This is a genomic window from Thermococcus sp. 21S9, from assembly GCF_012027635.1.
In the GTDB taxonomy this organism is placed as follows: Archaea; Methanobacteriota_B; Thermococci; order Thermococcales; family Thermococcaceae; genus Thermococcus.
Window position 1 is genome coordinate 638,514 of sequence record NZ_SNUS01000001.1, and the last position, 19,987, is coordinate 658,500.

Below are 19,987 nucleotides of genomic sequence, written 5' to 3' on the forward strand. Positions count from 1 at the left end.
AGCCTTCCCATGAAGTTCCCGAAAAACTTTCGGTCAAAGATGTTCATCATTGAGCATAGAGTTATATAGCCGAACGTTGAGCTTCGGCCGGTGATTAACATGGTGGTTAGACCGAACGTTAAGGAACTCCCCGGGCCGAAGGCCAAGGAGATAATCGAGAGGAACTTCAAGTACCTCGCCACTACAACCCAGGACCCCGAAAACCTTCCGATAGTCATCGAGCGCGGTGAGGGCATAAGGGTTTACGACGTTGACGGAAACGTCTTCTACGACTTCGCGAGCGGTGTTGGAGTCATAAACGTCGGCCACGCCCACCCGCGCGTCGTCGAGGCGATAAAGAAGCAGGCCGAGAAGTTCACCCACTACTCGCTCACCGACTTCTTCTACGAAAACGCCGTTGTTTTGGCCGAGAAGCTCACGAGCCTCGCCCCGGGCGACTTTGAGAAGAAAGTTGTCTACAGCAACAGCGGTGCCGAGGCCAACGAGGCCGCTATGAAGCTCGTCAAGTACGGAACCGGAAGGAAGCAGTTCCTGGCGTTTTACCACGCCTTCCACGGGAGGACCCAGGCCGTTCTGAGCCTTACCGCCAGCAAGTGGGTCCAGCAGGACGGCTTCTTCCCGACCATGCCGGGCGTTACCCACATACCCTACCCGAACCCCTACAGGAACACCTGGGGAATCGACGGTTACGACGAGCCTGACGAGCTCATAAACCGCGTTCTCGACTTCATCGAGGAGTACGTCTTCAGGCACGTCCCGCCCCACGAGGTTGGCGCGATATTCTTCGAGCCGATACAGGGTGAAGGTGGCTACGTCGTCCCGCCGAAGAACTTCTTCAAGGAGCTCAAGAAGTTCGCCGACGAGTACGGAATCCTCCTCGCCGACGACGAGGTTCAGATGGGCATAGGCAGGACCGGAAAGTTCTGGGCCATCGAGCACTTCGGAGTCGAGCCCGACCTCATTCAGTTCGGTAAGGCCATCGGCGGTGGACTTCCGCTCGCCGGTGTCGTCCACAGGAAGGATATAAGCTTTGACAAGCCCGGAAGGCACGCAACTACCTTCGGTGGCAACCCCGTTGCCATTGCCGCCGGAATAGAGGTCGTCGAGATTGTCAAGGAGCTCCTACCGCACGTCCAGGAGGTCGGCGACTACCTCCACAAGATACTCGAGGAGCTCAAGGAGAACTACGAGGTCATCGGAGACGCTCGCGGTCTCGGTCTGGCCCAGGCCGTTGAGATTGTCAAGAGCAAGGACACCAAGGAGAAGTACCCCGAGCTCAGGGACAGAATCGTCGGAGAAGCCGCGAAGCGCGGTCTCGTTCTCCTCGGCTGTGGCGACAACAGCATCCGCTTCATCCCGCCACTCATCGTCACCAAGGAGGAAATCGACGTCGCGATGGAGATATTCGAGGACGCCCTCAAGGCCGCCCTCAAGTGAAGTTTTTAACCCCTTTCCCCTTTTCTATTCCGGTGGTTGAATGGACGAGGCACTCGTTGAACTCTCAAGGTACGCGCCCTACGCCTTCGCGGTGGCGATAGCCCTGTTTGGACTGTACATCTGGCTCAATCGTGAGAAGTTCAGGAGCGTCAACGTCGTTGCCGTTGCGGGGATTTCAACGGCCCTTGTCGCCGTCGCCACGAAGGTGGTAAACATACCCGTGCCGGCAACTAACGGCTACATAAACTTTGGCGATACTATGGTCATGTTCGTGGCAATGCTCTTCGGGCCAGTTATAGGGGCATTTGCCGGAGGCGTCGGCTCGGCGCTTGGGGACGTCATATCCGGCTACCCCGGATGGGCACCGATAACACTGATTATCAAGGGCATTGAGGGTCTTGCAGTCGGCTACATCGCCCAGAAGCTTGAAGGAACGGCCGGTCTCGTCGTTGCAGGAACGATAGGCGGAATCCTTATGGTCTCGGGATACTTCCTGTTCGAGTACTACGCCTTCGGTTTCACAGCGGCGTATTCGGAGCTCCCGGGCAACCTGGTACAGGCGGTTACGGGAATAATCGTCGGCACGGGGTTGGCCAACGCAATAAAGAAAAGGTATCCAGAGGTCATGGACCTGCTCTAAACGTCGAGCTTCTCTATTTCTTCCCAAACCCTCGTCTCCTCAAGGAACGGCTCAACAGAAATCCTGCGGGAGGCCTTCTTTATCTGGCCGAGATAGGCCGAGTCGGCTATGACCGCATCGTAGCCAAGCTCTTCTATGCGGTAAATCTTGAGCCCGAGGCCGGTGAGAAAATCCCGGGAATGCTCTATGAACCCGGGACCCGCGAGCATCAGGTCGGGGTTCATTCCCTCGTTTTTGAGCTCTTCAATCGCCCTTAAAACGACTTCCCGAACCTCTTCAGCCCGCCTCATTTCGGGGCACCCTCGACGATTTTTACACCGCTCGACGTGCCAATCCTGTTGGCCCCAGCCTCAATCATCTCAACGGCCTTCTCGTAGGTCCTGATTCCGCCGGCCGCTTTAACGCCCATGTCTGGGCCGACGACCTTCCTCATCAGCCTGACGTCCTCAACCGTCGCTCCCCCGGTTCCGAAGCCCGTGGAAGTTTTCACGAAGTCGGCCCCGGCCTCCTTGGCCAGCTCGCAGGCCTTCACCTTCTCCTCCTCGGTGAGGTAGCAGGTCTCGATTATGACCTTGACTTTGGCACCTTTCTCGTGGGCGACCTTGACGACCTCCTCTATGTCCCGCTTCACGTAGTCGTAGTCCCCATCCTTGAGCGCGCCTATGTTGATGACCATGTCCAGCTCATCGGCACCGTCCTCAAGGGCTCTCTTAGCTTCAAAGACCTTAACCTCGGTCGGCGTCGCGCCGAGGGGGAAGCCTATGACGCTCGCGACCTTGACGTCTGCCTGCTTCTCGCGCAGGTAGTCCTTGGCGAGCTTGACGCGGTAAGGGTTCACACAGACGGCGTAGAAGCCGTACTGAATCGCCTCATCGCAGAGCTTGATGATGTCCTCCCTTGTCGCGTAGGGCTTGAGGTTGGTGTGGTCTATGTAGCGTGCAATCTCACGTGCGTTCATAACAACCACCTAAAGCGGGTAGATTTAAAGGACTATTTAGCGTTTTCTCTTGTCCCAAAAGAAAACCCGGAGGAAAACTCCCATTAACGGCTTTCCAGGGCTTTTAAAAGCCGAACGAGAAGTTCTTCAACTGCGGGCTCCCCAAGGTCAGGTTTGAGCTCTCCCTTGGCAATGGCATCAAGAACCTTAACCGCGTTATCCCAGCCCTCCTCCAGCGTTCTACCCTTAGGGATGGGGTTCCTGAGGACGTGCCAGCGCCCGGTTTTCTCGGAGTAGACGAGAACCCTTGGAATGTAGTCAATGTCCATGAAGGTGTTGTCGAGGCTCAGCTCGATTCTGAGGCCGTCAAACTCGATGTAACCATCCTCTCGGAGCTTCCTCTTCCAGTCCATGCCCCCGTCTCGGCTGGACAGTTTAAAAGCCCATCGCCAACTTTATATTTGGGAAGGAAAAATATCACCCGAGGTGATTAGCATGGAGAACCCGTTCGAGATTACGGCGGTTATAGCGAGGGAAATCCTCGACAGCAGGGGAAACCCGACGGTTGAGGTCGAGGTCTACACCCCGGTGAGCGTTGGGCGTGCCGCGGTGCCCAGCGGTGCCTCAACCGGAACCCACGAGGCGGTCGAGCTCCGCGACGGTGGAAAGCGCTTCCATGGAAAGGGCGTCAGGAGGGCTGTTGAGAACGTCAACAAGATAATTGCTCCCGAAATCATCGGAATGGACGTCACCTGGCAGAGGGACATCGACATGCTTATGATTGAGCTCGACGGTACCGAGAACAAGAGCAACCTCGGCGCCAACGCCATTTTGGGCGTTTCTCTGGCCGTTGCCAAGGCCGCCGCCAACGCGCTCGGCCTTCCGCTCTACCAGTACATCGGCGGAACCAACGCCTACGTCATGCCGGTTCCGATGAGCAACGTCATCAACGGAGGTGTACATGCCGGCAACGAGCTGGACTTTCAGGAGTTCATGATAATGCCCGTTGGGGCCGACTCCTTCAGGGAAGGCATAAGGTGGGTTTCCGAGACCTACCACACCCTCAAGAAGGTCATAGCCGAGAAGTACGGCAAGAACGCTGTCAACGTCGGCGACGAGGGTGGATTCGCCCCGCCCCTCAAGGAGCCAAGCGAAGCCCTCGACCTCCTCACCGAGGCCATCGAGGAGACCGGCTACAAGGTCGGCGACGAGATAGCCTTCGCCCTTGACCCCGCATCGAGCGAGTTCTACGACGAGAAGCTCGGCAAGTACGTCGTTGGTGGAAAGGAGTACGACCGCGGAGAGCTCCTTGAGCTCTACAAGGAACTCGTGAGCAAGTACCCGATAGTCTCAATAGAGGACCCGTTCCACGAGGAGGACTGGGAGGGCTTCGTCGAGATAACGAAGGAGCTCGGAAGAAAGATACAGATAGTCGGCGACGACATCTTCGTCACCAATCCCAAGAGAATTAGGAAGGCCATCGAGCTTGGCGCGGCAAACGCGCTCCTCCTCAAGGTCAACCAGATTGGAACGCTCAGCGAAGCTATCGACGCCGCCTACACCGCCTACCGCGCCGGCTACGGCGTTGTGGTGTCACACCGCTCCGGAGAAACGGAGGACTCAACGATAGCGGACATAGCCGTTGCCATCAACGCCGGCCAGATAAAGACCGGCGCCCCGGCGAGGAGCGATAGAAACGCCAAGTACAACCAGCTCATCCGCATAGAGGAGGAGCTCGAGGGAATCGCCTACTACCCGGGCAAGAAGTTCCACAACCCGTTCCTCTGAAGTGCCCAGTTAGAGTTTTAACCCTTCTCTTCTCATTTCGTTTGGGTGCTTTGATGAAGAGAGAAAGGAAGCTCAAAATCTACATCCCGGGCATCAAATTCCCCTCGCAGGACCGGGAGGTTTCACCCCCCACGTCCTTGCTAACCCCCTCCCCCCGAAGGTGGGGCTTCGCCCCACATAAATCGGGAAACTACGTTTCCCAAACCCTTCCTTCTATCTTAAACACCGGAGGGGGCTCCGCCCCCTACAACCCCCAGGGGTGGGTTAAATGAAGAAACTAAAAATCTACATTCCCGGAATCAAATTCCCCTCAATCTCGCTCACCGGAAACTACTGCGCCCTCAACTGCGCCCACTGCGGGAGGCACTACCTTGAGGGCATGAAAAAGCCGACGCGAAGGGATTTACTGAACTTCTGCCTCGACCTCGAGCGCTCCGGCGGTCTGGGCTGTTTGCTCAGCGGTGGAATGGATTCACACCTGAAGGTGCCGATTGATAAATATGCGGACGAGCTGAGGGAGATTAAGAGGAAAACCAGCCTGAAGCTCAACGCCCACGTCGGCTTCATAGACGAGAGCGATTTGGAGTGGCTCAAGTTTGTGGACGTGGTTTCCCTCGACTTCGTCGGCGATGACGATGTCATAAAGCGCGTTTACAGGATAGACAAAACCGTCGAGGATTACCTCCGCATAGTTGAACTTCTCACCGAAAACGGAATTCGCGTGGCGCCACACATAACGATAGGCCTCGACTTCGGAAGAATCCACTGGGAGTATCGCGCTATTGACCTCCTCGCCCAGTACCCGATAGACGTCCTCGTGCTGGATGTTCTCATCCCGACGAAGGGGACGGAGATGGAGAACGTCCCGAAACCGGGCGTTAAGGAGAGCCTGAAGGTGGTTAAATACGCGCGCGACCGCTTTGATGGAGAGCTGAGCATAGGTTGCATGCGCCCAATGGGAAGATGGCGCGTGGAATTCGACAGAGGGGCCGTTTTGGCTGGTGTCGACAGGCTGACAAATCCACCGAGGAAGGTCATCGAGTGGGCAAAAACTGTTAGAGAAGTCGAGATAATCTACGAGTGCTGTGTTATGTAGGGCTCATCAAACCTCGCATCATCACAAAATCAGAAAGGAGAACGCCAATCATCGCCCCAAATCCTCAGAAGCCTCAGAGTTCCTCCTTAACCGTAACGAATGACACCATCGTAACGGTCTGCTCGATTCCCTTAATCTCTCTGAGCTTGTCAACGACTATTTTACCGACTTCCTCCGAGCTGGGGGCGCGGACCTTTATGAGAAGGTCCCACTCACCGGCTATGATGTGCACCTCGTAGACCCCTTCAAGGGAAGCTATCCTCTCGGCCACCTGCCTCTGGGTCAGGCCGGAGTCGGGGTCGTATCTGGCGAGTATGAAGGCAGTGGTTCCGAGGTTGAGCTTCTTGTAGTTGGGCTTCACCGTGAACTTCTCTATTATCCCCTCGTCGAGGAGGCGCTTAATCCTGTAGTGGACCGTCGTCCTCGGGATTCCGAGCTTCTTGCTGAGGCTCGCTATGTTCTCCCTCGCGTTCTCGCGCAGTTCCTTCAAAAGCCTAAGGTCGATGGCATCAAGGTTGCCCGTCATCGCGACCCCCTTCGTCACCTATTCAACTCCAATCGCATGAGGTTGATGAGAAGGCTTATTTAAAGATTTTCCCTTAGCCATTGGGCAAAGGCCTTCAGCGCCCGTCCCCTGTGGGAGATTTCGTTCTTCTCCTCGGTTGTCATTTCGGCAAAGGTCTTATCGAATCCATCGGGTTTGAACACCGGGTCGAAACCGAAACCGCCACTGCCCCTCGGCTCGGTCGTTATCTCGCCGTCAACCCTACCTGTGAAGATGTGAAGCTCGCCGTCCCAGTAGGCTATGACGCTCTTGAAGTAAGCTTTTCTGTTGGTTTCCCCCTCAAGGAGCTTGAGGATTCCGTTGTAGCCAAGGGTCTTGTAAACGTAGGCCGAGTAGACCCCGGGGAAGCCCTTGAGCGCCTCTACGAAGAGGCCCGAATCGTCAAGGAAGAAGGGTCCCTCAATTCTCTCAGCCAGCCATTTCGCGCCGTATTCTGCAACCTCCTCAAGGGTGTCGGCCTGTATCTCCGGATACTCAAAGTGGAGCTGGTAGACCGCAACTCCAAGGGGCTCGAAGTACTTTCTGGCTTCCTCAACCTTGCTGGGGTTGGAGGTTATGAACGCCAGCCTCATAAGACCACCGGAGAAGAGAAGAAAAGAGGGGTTAAAAGGTTTAGTCGATGGTGTAGCCGATTTTCTGAACGAGCTCCCTGCGCTCCTTCCTCTGCTCCTCGGTCTCTATTTTGTTCGCGGCCTTGCCGTCAACCACTCCAAGGACGCTCCGTCCGAGGTCGGTCTCGGCAACGATAACCTGGAAGGGGTTCTCGCTGGCACCGTAAACCATCGCCACCGCCGGGTGGTTCTTGACGGTGTTGAGGACGTTTATCGGGAAGGCGTTCCTCATGAGGATTACGAAGACGTGGCCCGCACCGATTTTCACGGCGTTCTTCGCCGCTAACTCCTCAAGCTCCTTGTCGTTTCCGGTGTATCTGGTAAGCTGTGGTTTCGCCTCGTTCATGGCTATGCCGAACTTTATTCCCGGGACGGCCGTGAGAAGGGCCCTCGCGAGGTCGTCAACGGTGAATATCGAGAAGTTACCCTGCCCGATTATGACCTCAACCCCCTCGGGTTTTTCGATGTCAACCACTTCAATCTTCACCATGGGCACCACCGGAAGAATTTAATACTCCAATGATATAACTTTTTCCGCCCCGGTGGTGCCGATAATGGGCGGTGTAAAGGAGGATGAAATAGAGTTCCTCGTTGAGCTTCTGAGCAAGTATCCCCTCGAAAGCCTCAGGAAGATAGCGTCGGCTGAGGGGTTGGATTATTACAAGTTGAAAAGGATTTACGACAGGTACTACGGCAAATATTTGGTTGTGAGCGCAACCTACAACATAAGGCTCCTCGGCCTGAAGAGCTTCGTGGGATTTCTGAGCGTTCCAGCGGATAGGCTGGTTGAAGTCGCCCTCAGAATGACCCAGAACCCCTTCATCGGTTACGTTAATCCCGCCTTCGGCTTCAAGAACGGGCTCTCCGTAATATTCTACGTCCCGAAGGACCAGGTGAAGGACATAGACGAGATGCTCGCCAAGTACTCTGACGACTTCGAGTACTACGAGGTCTGGGCCTACCCTCCACCAGAGAAGCCCAAGGCGTGGGGCGACTGGGAGTTAAGCTACGACTACGCAATCCTGATGGATATCCTGAAGTGGGATGCGCGAACGCCAATGAAGAAGATAGCCGAACGCCTCGGAAAGACGAGACCGACCATAAGGTACATGATAAACAGACTCCTTGAGAAAAAGCTCCTGATAGGGTTCTTTCCAATGGTGGACATGAACGTCCACGACAGGGGCGTGATTGGAATAACCAGCGAGTTCAAGGAGGAAGTCCTCGAAAAGTTCAAGGACTACGAGATTTCGGTCGGCTACCTTCCGGGCAGGGGCTACCTTCTCGAGTGGTTCTTCTCCTCGAAGGAGGACATGGGCGGAAAGGTGCTCGAGTTCAGCGCCTACGTTGAACAGCTCCTGATAGAGTACTTTGAACAGTCATTCAAGGAGCTTAACGACAACAATAAGAAAACCGCGTTCCAGAGGATGGTAAAGAAGGACGGAAGCGGGTACCGCTCAATCCTCGAGTTTTAGAGGAGCATCGGGCAATACTCCATGCCGTCTATTTCACCTGTTGCCTGGTACTCGAGTGCCCTGCAGTCGTGGCAGAGGTACTTGAAGGGACAGGTGGAGCAGGCGCCTATCTTATCCTTGGTCATCTTCCAGAACGCCCTCAGCCTCTTTTTCCTGACGGCCTCTTTGAGGGTCATCCTGGTAAGGTCACCCACCACGTAGTTCCTAAGGAGCGGGCAGGGCAGAACGTAGCCCTCGGCAGTGACGGCGACGGTTCCGGCAAGGCAGTCGTGGTAGCGCTCTGCACTGGGGTTGTAGATTCTGCGAAGCTCGATGACGTTGAAGTTGAGCCCCCTGGCCGAACCCGGGAAGAGAACGTCCAGGTAGACCTCACCGTTGAAGTTACCGAGGAACGAACCAGCGCGGAGCTCTTCAGGAGGAACGATGACAAGGGCACCGTGAAGCCAGGGGTACGCAGAGAGCTCGTCGAGGGTGTGCTCCGGATAGCTGAGTTCCGCAATGAAGTTGACGCCTTCAACCGGAGTAACCTTGTCGAGGTCGTCTATGAGGACGACGGCGTAGACCTCCGGGAACTCAAGCTCACTCGCAAACACCGCAAGGGCCAGAAGTGTCTCGACGTTGTCGTAGTTGGTCAGCCAGAGTTCCTTTCCACCGAGTTTTCTGAACTCAAGGATTAGCTCCTTCATTCTCTCAAGGCTCATCGGCTCCCTGCGGAGGATGAACCTGTTGTTACCAATGCAACCGATGGACCTGGGGATTCCTCCAACCTCTGAGAACTTCCCCTTACCGGCGCCAATCTGGAGGATGAGCCTCTCAAGCTTACCGTTGTGGTTCTTACTTGACCACGGAGGCTTGGCGACACTAACCACCGACTGAGCCGGAACGGTCTGAAACACCGAACCTGCATGAACAGCCCTCTCCATTACCGCTCACCATATAACGGTAGGAAAAACCATATTTATACTTTTTCTATTCGGATTTTGCTAACCATTCAAGAGAGTATGCAAAAAACGGAGAGGTCATTCGGGAACCTGCTTATCCCCCTCAATCCAGAACGTTCCCTCGTCAGTAACTTCCCTTTTCCACACGGGGACGCGTTTCTTGACCTCGTCTATCGCCCACGAACAGGCCTCAAAGGCCTCTTTCCGGTGCTTCGCGCTGGCCACTATGAGAATCGTGTCCTCACCAACGGGTAACTCGCCGTAGCGGTGCCAGATGAGCATGTCAAGAATCGGAAAGCGCGACAGTGCCTCCTCCCTTATCCTGGCCATCTCTGCCTCGGCCATCTCGGGGTAGGCTTCGTAAATGAGCTTGTGAACCTTCTTCTCGTGACTCTCGTTCCTGACCTGGCCAAGGAAGACAACGTAGGCCCCGCTCTCCGGGACGCGGAGAAGCTTTATCGCCTCATCAACACTGAAGGGTTCCTTCGTCAGCCTAACCTTCACGACGACCACCTTAGGGAGTACCTCCGGAAGGTTTAAAGTTTTCATCTCTGAGCGGGGAGGGGTGAGAGCATGAGGAAACTCACCGTGCTACTGCTGGTACTCATCGTAATCTCCGCGGGATGTATTGGAGGAAACACTTCCCAAACCCAGTCCCCAACCGCATCCCAGACCGGCGCAACCCAAAGCACCTCAAGCGTTACGTCGACGGCCACAACGGCCACACCTGCCGAGAAAACATCGATTAACCCGCTCAAGGAACTTCAGGCAATAAAACAGTACACGTACACCGAGAACGCGAGCGTTGAGCTCAGGATAAACATGACGGCGGGCAACATAACCCAGCAGACCAACGTCAGTCTCGTCATAGTGGAGAGCGGTTACGTTGACCTCGACGGGATGAAGGCAAGAATTCAGACGAGAACGACCACGTTGCCTGACAACGTGACCATTAACACGACCTGGATTGTAATCGGAAGGAAGGTTTACGTTGAGAACTTCGGAAACGTGACGGTTGAGAACAACACCGCCTTCTGGAGGATTAATCCGGTTTCCCTGGCGAGGGAACTGCTGAAGCTCAAGCCGGTGGGCAACTACACGGAAAACGGCACCCTCGTCCTGGTGTATTCCGTTCCGGAGGAGCTCGTGCTCCCGCTGGCGGAGCTCTACTTCACAACGCCTGAGATGAACACCACGGTGACCGATGCAACGGCCGAGCTGTACTTCACGGAGGATGGCTTCACAGGAATGAAGCTGACCTACGGAATCCTCGCGACGACGACCACGAACGGCATCGGTGGGGAAATCAAGGTTACGGAGAGGGGCCTCTGGAAGGGAACCATAAGAATAACCTCGGTCAACAAAAAGGAGGAAGTGAAAGCCCCGTCTACCTGAGCTCGACGACGTCAAAGGTGTTGTAGGCCAGATCCACGAGGAGGAGCTTGTTCAGTAAGGGCTCGCCGAGACCCGTGAGGAGCTTTATGGCCTCCATCGCCTGGATTGAGCCGATAACGCCTGCCGTTGCCCCGATTATGGGGAACTTTCCCTTCTTTTCCCTGACATTCGGAAAAATCTCGCGCAGGCTCTTCGTCTTTCCGGGAACTATCGTCGTCACCTGGCCGAACGTTCCCTCGACGGCGCCGTGGACGAGAGGAACCCCCTTTTTCTGCGAGTAGTCGTCGAGTAAAAACCTCGTCTCGAAGTTGTCGAGGCAGTCAACTATAACGTCAACGCCTTGGAGAACTTCCTCGATGTTCTCCGCCGTGAGCTTCCCGACGAAGGTCTCTATCCTTATGTCGGAGTTAAACCTCTCCAGCTTCCACTTTGCCGAGAGGGGTTTGGGGTTCTTGTTTAAATCCTCCTCCCAGTGAAGTATCTGCCTGTTGAGGTTGCTTAACTCGGGCTTCTGCTCGTCTATGAGGAGGAGCGTCCCGATTCCGGCCGAGGCGAGGTAATAAGCTACCGGACTTCCAAGACCGCCGACGCCTACAACCGCCACCTTGGCTCTCTTCAGCTTCTCCTGTCCTTCCTTTCCAAAAATCATTATCTGCCTGTCGTACCTTTCCAGTTCCCTCTCGCTCAGCATCTCAACCACCGCTCACCGGAGGGAATATCGCAACTATATCCCCGTCCCTCAGGACCTCATCAAAGCGAACGTACCTTCCGTTCCGCGAGACGTTGACGTCGGCCAAGTCGTCGTCCTCTGCGAAGACCTCGTTCTTCAAAACAGGGTGCCTCTCCTTGAGGATTTCTATAAGCTCCCGCACCGTTATCCCGTCGGGGACCTCGAGTTCCTCCTCGCTCTTGCCGACGAGGGAGCGGTAGCGGGCGAAGTAACGAACGGTAACCCTCATCTCGACCACCGGGGAAAGTTGGAGGGGGAGTTAAAAAGGGTTGCTGGAAGCCGTATAATATTACCCGCACCCATGCTACGCGTAGTTATCCATCTGGATACAGCTTTGATAGCAGTTGGAAGTAAAACACCAGAGCCCCAGATACAACAAAAATAATAACGAAAAACCGGAGATTACGCGCAGAGTAGGGTACTAAAAACCTAATCCAGGCCCAGTAAGCTAAGAGCATTGGAAGAATCAGGGCAGAGCGTCTTGCTAAATTGATATTACCCCTCTTCAAGTGCAGATACATAGTTACCACTCCCAACATAACAATTCCAGGTATTACGGTAAAGGTCAAGATAGTAGAGGAAACTCCCCAACATTAACCCACCTCCAAACCTGAAGGAGTCAGCTCTACTAATCCTTCTCATACGTATAGCTTTAAATCATGCCTTACAACCAGACAAGCCCACAATGCAAGCGGAACAAACATCGATGGTATCAGCATACTGTATGTCAATGCAAAGATTACGATAGAAAGGCTAATCGACAGCATCAAACAGCCCTGCCAGTTTAATCTTGCGTATTCCAGTGAAATCAGTTCAAACACACCAACGGATAAAATCAAGTAAATCAAAATATTCCTGACAAGAGTTGCTCTTGTTGAATATGTAAAAATAGTTGGCAACAGGAAACCCAGTACAACCAATTCAGAAACCACGAGGGTTTTGACGAACTTTGGGTCTCTATGATAACCCCATCTGTTGGAATAGTGATGGATTTCAAGCCTAATCGCTAAATACGTTACTAAATACCCTGAAAGGTAAATGAATGCCCTAGAGTCCTTATTAAGAAACGCATAGCTAAGACAAACCAAAATCAAAGGTGGAAGATAAAACGTCAGGAAATTATGAACTCGGAATTCATTCATGATACCACCTCACAAAGCCACGGAGTTATATTACACAGGTTCATTTTCGCCAGTCCCACAGTCTATTTCCTTAGAGTTTCTCATTCAGTCCTTTGGCGGGGCTAAATATACCCAATCACCAGTTTCAAAAATAGCATCAAAAAATAGAGGGATAAGACATAACCAATTCTCACACGCCTCATTCCTTAACCTCCAGAGAGTTTGTCCCCGGCTCAAACCTTTTCTCAAGCTCCTCTAGGGACAGATATTCAACCTTGGTGGAGTCCCCGATTATGTACGGCTCTTTTGGGAACTTTTTACAGTTTTCAAAGTGTTTAATGTCGCATAGAATCCACACTAAGAGTAAGGGCCACGAGGGCAGGAGGGCTAAAACTGCGCTCCATGCTATAGACTCAGTCACAAAAAGGAGAGGAATAAACACAATAATATACGCGAAAAGAAACCTCTTAAGGTGTTTGCTCATGAAATACCACCTCCATGTTTAGCCATCGAAGTGTTCTCATCAGATTCTTTCAATGACCTCAGGTAACCATTCCTGATTGTGTAGGCATAGAGAAAGGCCCACAGGGCATTTTTTCCGTAAACACTGAGTTTAAGGGGCTCATCGACCACAAATGAGATGTATATAACAGAGAAGGCGCTCACTAACAACACAGGAAGGGGCATGGCCTTACTTCCGTTCTTAAATATCCACCAGACTTCAACGCTCCAGAGCAGGAGCATCAAGAGTATGACAACAAACGAAAAATCAAAGCTTTGGGCATAGATGTGAATAAGGGCCTCCATCGATAATAGGTAAAGGGGAAGCACGAGGAGTACCTTGAACGTGATGTTGCCCATTCAACGCCACCCCGCGAGTTTAACACATGGCAATTAATAAATTATTCCCCTAAATTGTGTGGATTACTATATTCCAACTTCATAAACTCAACGGTAAAAGACTTGTAAGTAAGCAGAGCTATGCTCCAACATATAGCACAACTAAAAAATAGCCCCAGTTAAGCCCAATCCCGGCAAACGACGACAATCTTCTCTAACCTTACGAATTCCTCTATTCGAAGATTTGTGCTTCCGTTTTTATCGTCAACAGGAGGTAACTAATTCAACCTCATCACGGCTTATGATTCTTACATCTTTTTTCTGCTCTGTAGTTTTCTCTCTAAGTCTTCTGGAGTCAGGTATTCGATTTCGGTTGAGTTTCCGATGATGTATGGTTCCCTCCGATGATTATTACCTTGTTTTATTTTTCTCAGCCAGTTAAAAAAACCCCAAAGTATTACTATGGGTGATGTAGCAATAGTTGCCAGAATGCTGGCCCAGATTATAGACTCCGTTATATAAAACAGTGGGAAAAAGTAAACAAAAAATACGGCTATGATAAGTTTGAAAATTTTCCCTTTAGACATTATCATTGGACATCACCTCAAACGAAAATACTAAAGTCTATTTTATCCGCTTGGGTAAGACATTATGTGAGTCATCTCCAGCATCCAGCTCTTTAATCATCTTCCAAAGGTCGGACTTCAACCACAGCGCAGTTATAAGGTAGTGGAGCGTTACAATCGGGATAACCCACAGACTAAGTCCAAAGGATTCCAGTAATGCAAGGGGCACTACAACCGTAATCAGAGCTTTCCAGAGAGGAATTGCCCTCTCCACAAATCCCGGCGGGAGGAAAGGCAACGCGTAGTAGCCGACCGCGAGGCCGTAGACCAGAGAAAGGCCGTATCCAATGCCGAGAAGAGGCGGGCCCGCAAAAGTTATCAGGACCGCCAGTGCCAAGATTCCAAGAACGTAAAGGTGATTTTTGAGCGCGCTTTCGTAAACTTCAGGGTTCACTTTTACGTCGCTTAAAAACTGATACGCAACCATAACCACCGCCAGAACCAGAGCGGGAGCCTCTGTTAAGGTGACCGCGAGTAGCTCACCCCCAATCAAGAAAGCCAGGGCAAGGTGGCGGGATTTTGGGAGGCACTGGAGAAAGATAATGGAAAAGATTGCGGAGACATAAACTATGGCGAGCGACCAGGTTACACCAAGCATCTTAACACCTCTCAATCAGTCATTCCTTTTCCAGCCCCAGGCATCCTGAGGGAAATTACCCAGAGCCCCCGTGAACGGAATCCTCATCATCTGAAGGCCGTCTCATGTTCTCTCCGGTGATGGCCTCAATCTCGCCCTGAAGCCAGTGCGTGATTATGGCGTAGCTTAACGCCAGAGGTGTCCTGTACACCACGGCGAGAATCACGGTGGGAACGTACAGAAGCATTACGCACCTCTGATTTAGATTCCGGCATTTGTTCTTGAGATAATACCAGAGGAACAACCAGGGGAGAAGCAACGAATAGCAAACGGCACACTGGAAAAATGAAACTGTGACTATCACAACAAGGTAAGGAAGGGAGATAAGGGCTCCCCTGCTCTTGAGGTCCCTCTCAGACAGCCCAAAAACATTCCTGTGAACGTTGAGCAGAGAGGCCGCGAGGAACAAATTAGCGTCCGCTATCCAAACGAAAAGCACGTTCCTTAAGTCCAGTTTTAATCCCGCATACATCACAACAACCACAGTTATGAGGGAGACCAGCGGTCTCAGCCCTCTGGATTTTACCGAGGCCACCGCGAGCAGGATTAACAACACCAGGGAGAGGAGATAAACCCCGTTCATCTTCAACGCCTCCTAAGTTAACCTCGGCTCCTTTGTCAGCTCAGGCAGGTCAAACTTCAACCACAGGACAAAAAGAACCAGATAGGCCATAACGAACGGAATAAGTCCCCTTTGAAGCCCGAACTCCTTAACCAGCGCCCCAGTGGAAAGAAGCACGAACGGAACTTTGGCGTAATAAAACACTCTTCTGCTGTCTCTGTAGCTTATAATAATGAGGACGTATAGCACCCAGTAGCCCATCAGGAGCGAGAGGAACCAGCCAGCGCCGGCCCTTTTGAAGAGGAACACGATAAACAAAACCAAGAGATAACCAATAATCACATCGCCGACGCTTCTGTCATCGTCGGAAGATTTTCTGGGCGAACGTTCGTACTGCATGTAGAACAGGTAAGCGGGAAGAAACGCCAAAGGCGAACCGTACACAAGAGTGCCGAAAAGGCCACCGGCATAGCGGAGGAACACGGCAAAAATCGAGGAGAACACCAACAGTGAAAGGGCTGTTTGGTAAAATCTCGTTTTCCAAGCTGTTACAATACCAGCTAAGAGGGAAGAATAAAGGATGAGATATGAGATTGTATCGATTCCCATGCTCGCACCCACCTCATGTTATTCTTGGAGGTTTTATCATCTGAGGCAACTCAATTTTCAACCAGAGGATAGTTATAAGGTAATGCAACACGATGAGGGGCACCAGATACACCACGAGACCAAACTGCTCCATCAGGGCGAGAGGAGCAAGCAACGGATATGGAGTTTAAGTAGGTAATAGTATCTCCGGTATTGACTTGGTCATCACCAGATTGACCAGCGAGATGAAAAGGAAAATGTAAAGCAGGAGGTACGCCCAGACCATGTCCATCAACGCCCCTTGATTACATCATAAACTCGTAACTTTTGCATCTTTTAAACGTTTTGGAAAGGAGGGCTATTTCAGGCTTTTCCAGAGGATTGCGAGCAGGAGTATCAGGCCTACCATGAAGAGTCCCGGGAGTACACTATGGAGGAAAGAGTCAAGGCCTCCCTGCAGGAGGGAACATCTAAAGCTAAGCAAAAATATAGCCAATACGAGTTTCTTCACCTTCGGGTGTCCTTTCACGACACTATTCTTAAGAGCGAGGTATACACCAAAGAATCCCCCAATTAAGAGGACACCAGCAATCACTCCAAGAAACGTACCGCTAAACGTAAAACAACGGTCGGCATTGCAACGATTAGGAGGGCAACAAAATCGATATCGCCAGGCAGGCCTTCCTTCCCCATGATGACCAGTAGAAACATTGAGAGCATCATTGATTCATAAATCAATAAAAACAAAACTCCTTCACTACCCACAGAGGATTCATAAACCAAGATAAAGCCAAGAAGTATCAAGGAAAGAGAAATGAAAGGAGATTTTAAGTGGTTCACAAGGTTTTTGAGAGCCATTTTATCACCTTTATAGCAGTTTATAGATAATACACTCCCTTATAGGGTTTCATTTTAAGTTGTTAAAGTTGTTCTCTCTCCAAATTATTTAACTCTGTTTTTATCGCGGACCAAACTCCAACCATAAACAACAGATAGTTAAAGCCCAAAGACAGCCCAAGCAACACCAACACGAGAGCGCCCAACCCAAAACCAATCAAATATTCCAGCAACTGGTTTTGCGAGAAGATAGTGTATACCCGCGAAACCGGTTTGTAGACGAGAAACGAAGAAACAAGGATAGATAAGGCTAAAATGAATTCTCTCCACGTTGAAACAACTAGCAGAGCGTATCCCACCGAGAACAGCAACAGGACAAACCACACGTGCAAGCTCACGATGTCCTCTTCCCGGAACCCTTTTGTGAGAGCCTTATTCATAAACTCCCTCCGGAATATCCAATAGTAGGCAATCCAAAAGTATGCTGGAAAGATGTACAGGGGCGTTTGAAGACTCCTCTGGCCACGTTTAATCCCGTAAACGAAAAAATAAAGAGAGACCAGGAAGGAAACCAAGGAAATTAGCCTGTATGTTACTCCCATGCTTTCACCCGCTCCGTATCGTTAGAGTGTACCACCACCAGAGCACCAGGGCGTAGGGGAGCACGTATAGAGACCGAGCTACAACACCAACAATCACAATTTGAAGTCCCATCGCCAACATAAAGGCCTTATTCCAGTCGTTCAGGGGAAATCTCCGGGAAATCCTCCCGTAAGGAAGAGCTAAAATCACCAAAATGTATAGAAGGCCAAGGTACTGGGCGGGCTTACTGACACTCATTAAAAGGAACACGCCCACAGGAGGAAGATACGAAAGCAGGAGTGCGCTTAAAGCGTTAATCCTTTTCTCGGGGAACAGTCTGTACCACAGGGCCAGTCCCAACGCCATCAACCAGAGGATAATCGACATATATGCAACTCCGAACATCTGAATAGGTTCCATACTTTAGAGACACCATGAAAGAGAGCCATGCGACTAAACCGGAGATGCCCCCAAGGAAACCACTGGCCATGAAACCAACCCCCAAAGATAAAGGCCAGTAAGATGAAGGCGAGAGCACCAAGCATATCACCTATCACTCCCGGCAGGGTTCTGCTGTGACGCCGAAGTTCTCTCCAAAGCCTTTCTAAGGGAATAGTGAAAAATCACAAACACGGCGAGGCCAAATATGATGCCCATGCCGAAAACAAAGGGGTCGATTTTATGAGTCGAGCTTACAAGCACCCAGAGAATCCCATACGAGACTATATACTGAAGTTCCAGCCGTTTTCTAGAGGCATAAAACACCAACGATACTAAGATTATGCCAACTGCCGATAAGTCCCTATCCGGCATACCCAAACACGCCAGCACCGAAAGGGCAAAGACGATGAACTCGGTACGGTCGCCTCCAAATCCTGTGTATCTCATTGAGAGCACTGGAATCAAAATGACCAGACCGGCCAAAATCCATGAAAAGGGGCTCTTAATGGCATAGATAAAAGGGTAGAACCCTAAAACGGGCAACACACTACGCACCAATTTAATTTCTTCCGCATCCCTTGCCAAGTAATAGCCAGCAAATAGGAAGGGTAGGATTACCACCGAAAACAGTGCTCCCGCGGCTATTCCATCTTCGCTACCAGAGACCTCAATTATTATCTGAAACGTTGAGATAACCAAAAGCGCAGGGAAAACGAGGGGAAGGGAAACGCGCATGCTGACTCTCATACTATCACCTTAACAACATCTGTTGTTTAATTCTCAAGTTAAGCTGTCTTTAATATTGTTACCCCCCTTGTCACCGAACTAGTCCCAGTCTTTTTGCTCTGAACACTCAAACTCAAAGAGCAATGCTGTAGAAGCCAAGAATCCCAGCAATACTGCCATTCCTCCAAGGTTTCGGAAAATTAGAAAGGCTACACTTCCAGCCAGCGCAGGCAATACAATCAATGTACGCCGTTTCTCATTTGGCCCACTCCTCACTTGTTGAACAAGTTTATCATGAAAACGGCCAATTGTTGTTATGAGAAAGACAAGGACAACAAGTCCACCTAAGAATGCTTTTTCTGAAGAACTGAAAAAGAAAGTATACAAAATAACAACAACCAGTAAAGCCGTCGCTGAGATATCAACAAAAACCTCTTCAAAGGTGTTTGAAACGTTCCCTGTTTTTTCAGAGATATCTCTAGTTATTGGATCAAACCAAGATACCCAAAATGAAAGAGCAAACAATCCCAGACCAGCTAAGGTTTTATCGTTGTTTGTAAATCCCTCGTAAATGGAGATAAAGGAGAAGAACATAGATAGGAATATAAAACAGTTTCTTATAGCTCTTACATTGTTACATCGTGTCATTGCTCTTACTCTCCAACAATGTTATTTCCATCATCTGTGTCAGGTCTTGAACCAAAAACTGGTCATGAAAATCTGTAATGCCTAAAATGAGATTTATTGGACCCCATATCGCTTTCCCAACGGTTTTTGCACCTGTCTTAGTTGTAATCTTTGCTGGAGTTTTAAGGAGAGTGAGTACTTCTCGTATATCCTTAGGAGCTTTTTTAGTCCTTATTAACTCGGAGACTACAGCCTTGGCACTTTCCGCAGTTTTAGCTAGCTCTTTCAATACTCTCACCATCGTTCCCGTTAGTTAACTGTAGAAGATTCATAGCACAGTAGACAGCAAAAAGAGAGTAGGATAATGCAATAAGGGGGTATTTGTACAGGAGTACCCATGCAAGTATCATCAGTATTGAGTAATACACTAAGGCAATTTCTTTGCTGAGTTTCTTCTGGAGTGCATACACCAGCAACTCCCCCAATACAAACAATACTATGGCCTTGAGAAGGAAGTCAAACAGGCCTGAAGTATAGAAGATAACTACAAAGACTATCAACGAGAGAAGCGGGTAGCTCAGTAGTTTCTCAGTGGTGTACCATTTTATGGGCCTGTCTGGAGGTGTTACCATGATAATTCCTACAGTCCACAGAAAGACACCAACAAAAGTGTATCCACACCACTCGTAATCAAATACCCGAGCACAATATGCGGTGTATATCAGGATCACAGCATTGATAAAAATTAAAACGAGGAAGAATTTCTTTCTCACATTCATCTTTCA

General features: G+C 50.9%; 30 protein-coding genes. 6 read left to right on the top strand and 24 right to left on the bottom strand.

Annotated elements, in window-relative coordinates; all coding sequences use genetic code 11:
• The first annotated feature begins 99 nt into the window (after positions 1-99).
• Both E3E28_RS03740 and E3E28_RS03745 read left to right on the top strand, forming a co-directional pair.
• A complete protein-coding gene (locus E3E28_RS03740) occupies positions 100-1,437 on the top strand; it encodes an ornithine aminotransferase (protein ID WP_167915184.1) in 1,338 nt (445 codons plus the stop codon).
• Between the two features lie 40 nt (positions 1,438-1,477).
• Positions 1,478-2,077 (top strand): ECF transporter S component, encoded by a 600-nt coding sequence (locus E3E28_RS03745; protein WP_167914072.1) that lies wholly within the window; start codon positions 1,478-1,480, stop codon positions 2,075-2,077.
• Here E3E28_RS03745 and E3E28_RS03750 read toward each other — a convergent pair.
• From E3E28_RS03750 to E3E28_RS03760, 3 genes are all read right to left on the bottom strand, one after another.
• Entirely contained in the window at positions 2,074-2,367 is a 294-nt protein-coding gene (locus tag E3E28_RS03750; RefSeq protein ID WP_167914073.1) for a family 4B encapsulin nanocompartment shell protein, read from the bottom strand. The genes E3E28_RS03745 and E3E28_RS03750 overlap by 4 nt on opposite strands.
• Positions 2,364-3,035: a deoxyribose-phosphate aldolase gene (gene deoC / locus E3E28_RS03755; protein ID WP_167915185.1), complete on the bottom strand. Its 672-nt coding sequence runs from the start codon at positions 3,033-3,035 to the stop codon at positions 2,364-2,366. Before deoC ends, E3E28_RS03750 begins: the two co-directional genes overlap by 4 nt.
• Positions 3,036-3,118: 83 nt before the next feature.
• Entirely contained in the window at positions 3,119-3,427 is a 309-nt protein-coding gene (locus tag E3E28_RS03760; protein ID WP_167914074.1) for a hypothetical protein, read from the bottom strand.
• An 82-nt stretch (positions 3,428-3,509) separates the two neighbouring features.
• Here E3E28_RS03760 and eno point away from each other — a divergent pair, with 82 nt between their 5' ends.
• Both eno and E3E28_RS03770 read left to right on the top strand, forming a co-directional pair.
• Positions 3,510-4,802 (top strand): phosphopyruvate hydratase, encoded by a 1,293-nt coding sequence (gene eno, locus E3E28_RS03765; RefSeq protein ID WP_167914075.1) that lies wholly within the window; start codon positions 3,510-3,512, stop codon positions 4,800-4,802.
• A gap of 268 nt (positions 4,803-5,070) precedes the next feature.
• Positions 5,071-5,898 (top strand): radical SAM protein, encoded by an 828-nt coding sequence (locus tag E3E28_RS03770; RefSeq protein ID WP_167914076.1) that lies wholly within the window; start codon positions 5,071-5,073, stop codon positions 5,896-5,898.
• A gap of 73 nt (positions 5,899-5,971) precedes the next feature.
• Here E3E28_RS03770 and E3E28_RS03775 read toward each other — a convergent pair whose 3' ends face one another.
• Genes E3E28_RS03775 through E3E28_RS03785 form a run of 3 tightly spaced genes read right to left on the bottom strand, consistent with a single transcriptional unit; the run spans position 5,972 to position 7,564 of the window.
• Entirely contained in the window at positions 5,972-6,424 is a 453-nt protein-coding gene (locus tag E3E28_RS03775) for an Lrp/AsnC family transcriptional regulator (RefSeq protein ID WP_167915186.1), read from the bottom strand.
• Positions 6,425-6,483: 59 nt separating this feature from the next.
• Positions 6,484-7,035: an XTP/dITP diphosphatase gene (locus E3E28_RS03780; RefSeq protein ID WP_167914077.1), complete on the bottom strand. Its 552-nt coding sequence runs from the start codon at positions 7,033-7,035 to the stop codon at positions 6,484-6,486.
• A gap of 40 nt (positions 7,036-7,075) precedes the next feature.
• Positions 7,076-7,564, bottom strand: a complete 489-nt coding sequence (locus E3E28_RS03785) for an adenosine-specific kinase (RefSeq protein ID WP_042692162.1) — start codon at positions 7,562-7,564, stop codon at positions 7,076-7,078.
• 64 nt (positions 7,565-7,628) lie between these two features.
• Here E3E28_RS03785 and E3E28_RS03790 point away from each other — a divergent pair, with 64 nt between their 5' ends.
• Positions 7,629-8,549: an Lrp/AsnC family transcriptional regulator gene (locus E3E28_RS03790; protein WP_167915187.1), complete on the top strand. Its 921-nt coding sequence runs from the start codon at positions 7,629-7,631 to the stop codon at positions 8,547-8,549.
• Here the strand turns inward: E3E28_RS03790 and E3E28_RS03795 are convergent.
• Positions 8,546-9,472 (bottom strand): SPASM domain-containing protein, encoded by a 927-nt coding sequence (locus tag E3E28_RS03795; RefSeq protein ID WP_167914078.1) that lies wholly within the window; start codon positions 9,470-9,472, stop codon positions 8,546-8,548. The two genes, E3E28_RS03790 and E3E28_RS03795, sit on opposite strands and share 4 nt — an antisense overlap.
• Before the next feature lie 96 nt (positions 9,473-9,568).
• Positions 9,569-9,994, bottom strand: coding sequence for a molybdenum cofactor biosynthesis protein MoaE (locus tag E3E28_RS03800; RefSeq protein WP_342764501.1), 426 nt, complete (start codon positions 9,992-9,994; stop codon positions 9,569-9,571).
• Positions 9,995-10,063: 69 nt separating this feature from the next.
• On the opposite strand from E3E28_RS03800, the gene E3E28_RS03805 reads away from it, so the two are divergent.
• A complete protein-coding gene (locus E3E28_RS03805; protein WP_167914080.1) occupies positions 10,064-10,885 on the top strand; it encodes a hypothetical protein in 822 nt (273 codons plus the stop codon).
• Here E3E28_RS03805 and E3E28_RS03810 read toward each other — a convergent pair.
• The 16 genes from E3E28_RS03810 to E3E28_RS03885 form a co-directional block, all read right to left on the bottom strand.
• Positions 10,878-11,576, bottom strand: a complete 699-nt coding sequence (locus E3E28_RS03810) for a ThiF family adenylyltransferase (RefSeq protein ID WP_167914081.1) — start codon at positions 11,574-11,576, stop codon at positions 10,878-10,880. The two genes, E3E28_RS03805 and E3E28_RS03810, sit on opposite strands and share 8 nt — an antisense overlap.
• 1 nt (position 11,577) lies before the next feature.
• On the bottom strand, positions 11,578-11,844 hold the full coding sequence (locus E3E28_RS03815; protein WP_167729401.1) for a ubiquitin-like small modifier protein 1: 267 nt from the start codon (positions 11,842-11,844) through the stop codon (positions 11,578-11,580).
• Positions 11,845-12,935: 1,091 nt separating this feature from the next.
• On the bottom strand, positions 12,936-13,220 hold the full coding sequence (locus tag E3E28_RS03820) for a hypothetical protein (protein WP_167914082.1): 285 nt from the start codon (positions 13,218-13,220) through the stop codon (positions 12,936-12,938).
• The gene (locus E3E28_RS03825; RefSeq protein ID WP_167914083.1) at positions 13,217-13,597 is read right to left on the bottom strand and encodes a hypothetical protein; all 381 of its coding nucleotides are present in this window, start codon (positions 13,595-13,597) and stop codon (positions 13,217-13,219) included. The genes E3E28_RS03820 and E3E28_RS03825 overlap by 4 nt, the downstream gene beginning before the upstream one ends.
• A 287-nt stretch (positions 13,598-13,884) precedes the next feature.
• Entirely contained in the window at positions 13,885-14,169 is a 285-nt protein-coding gene (locus E3E28_RS03830) for a hypothetical protein (RefSeq protein ID WP_167914084.1), read from the bottom strand.
• Positions 14,170-14,200: 31 nt separating this feature from the next.
• Positions 14,201-14,800 carry a hypothetical protein gene (locus E3E28_RS03835; protein WP_167914085.1) on the bottom strand — a complete coding sequence of 200 codons (600 nt, stop codon included), beginning with the start codon at positions 14,798-14,800 and terminating at the stop codon, positions 14,201-14,203.
• Between the two features lie 55 nt (positions 14,801-14,855).
• Positions 14,856-15,422 (bottom strand): hypothetical protein, encoded by a 567-nt coding sequence (locus E3E28_RS03840; RefSeq protein ID WP_167914086.1) that lies wholly within the window; start codon positions 15,420-15,422, stop codon positions 14,856-14,858.
• A gap of 12 nt (positions 15,423-15,434) precedes the next feature.
• Positions 15,435-16,010, bottom strand: a complete 576-nt coding sequence (locus E3E28_RS03845) for a hypothetical protein (RefSeq protein ID WP_167914087.1) — start codon at positions 16,008-16,010, stop codon at positions 15,435-15,437.
• Positions 16,011-16,347: 337 nt separating this feature from the next.
• Entirely contained in the window at positions 16,348-16,584 is a 237-nt protein-coding gene (locus E3E28_RS03850; protein ID WP_167914088.1) for a hypothetical protein, read from the bottom strand.
• Positions 16,581-16,847, bottom strand: a complete 267-nt coding sequence (locus E3E28_RS03855) for a hypothetical protein (protein ID WP_167914089.1) — start codon at positions 16,845-16,847, stop codon at positions 16,581-16,583. Before E3E28_RS03855 ends, E3E28_RS03850 begins: the two co-directional genes overlap by 4 nt.
• A 62-nt stretch (positions 16,848-16,909) precedes the next feature.
• Positions 16,910-17,428: a hypothetical protein gene (locus E3E28_RS03860; protein WP_167914090.1), complete on the bottom strand. Its 519-nt coding sequence runs from the start codon at positions 17,426-17,428 to the stop codon at positions 16,910-16,912.
• Between the two features lie 4 nt (positions 17,429-17,432).
• On the bottom strand, positions 17,433-17,795 hold the full coding sequence (locus tag E3E28_RS03865; RefSeq protein WP_167914091.1) for a hypothetical protein: 363 nt from the start codon (positions 17,793-17,795) through the stop codon (positions 17,433-17,435).
• A 159-nt stretch (positions 17,796-17,954) separates the two neighbouring features.
• On the bottom strand, positions 17,955-18,596 hold the full coding sequence (locus E3E28_RS03870; RefSeq protein WP_167914092.1) for a hypothetical protein: 642 nt from the start codon (positions 18,594-18,596) through the stop codon (positions 17,955-17,957).
• Positions 18,597-18,674: 78 nt separating this feature from the next.
• Positions 18,675-19,169, bottom strand: a complete 495-nt coding sequence (locus E3E28_RS03875) for a hypothetical protein (RefSeq protein WP_167914093.1) — start codon at positions 19,167-19,169, stop codon at positions 18,675-18,677.
• A gap of 40 nt (positions 19,170-19,209) precedes the next feature.
• Positions 19,210-19,491 carry a hypothetical protein gene (locus E3E28_RS03880; RefSeq protein WP_167914094.1) on the bottom strand — a complete coding sequence of 94 codons (282 nt, stop codon included), beginning with the start codon at positions 19,489-19,491 and terminating at the stop codon, positions 19,210-19,212.
• Entirely contained in the window at positions 19,475-19,981 is a 507-nt protein-coding gene (locus E3E28_RS03885; protein ID WP_167914095.1) for a hypothetical protein, read from the bottom strand. The genes E3E28_RS03880 and E3E28_RS03885 overlap by 17 nt, the downstream gene beginning before the upstream one ends.
• Positions 19,982-19,987 lie beyond the last annotated feature (6 nt).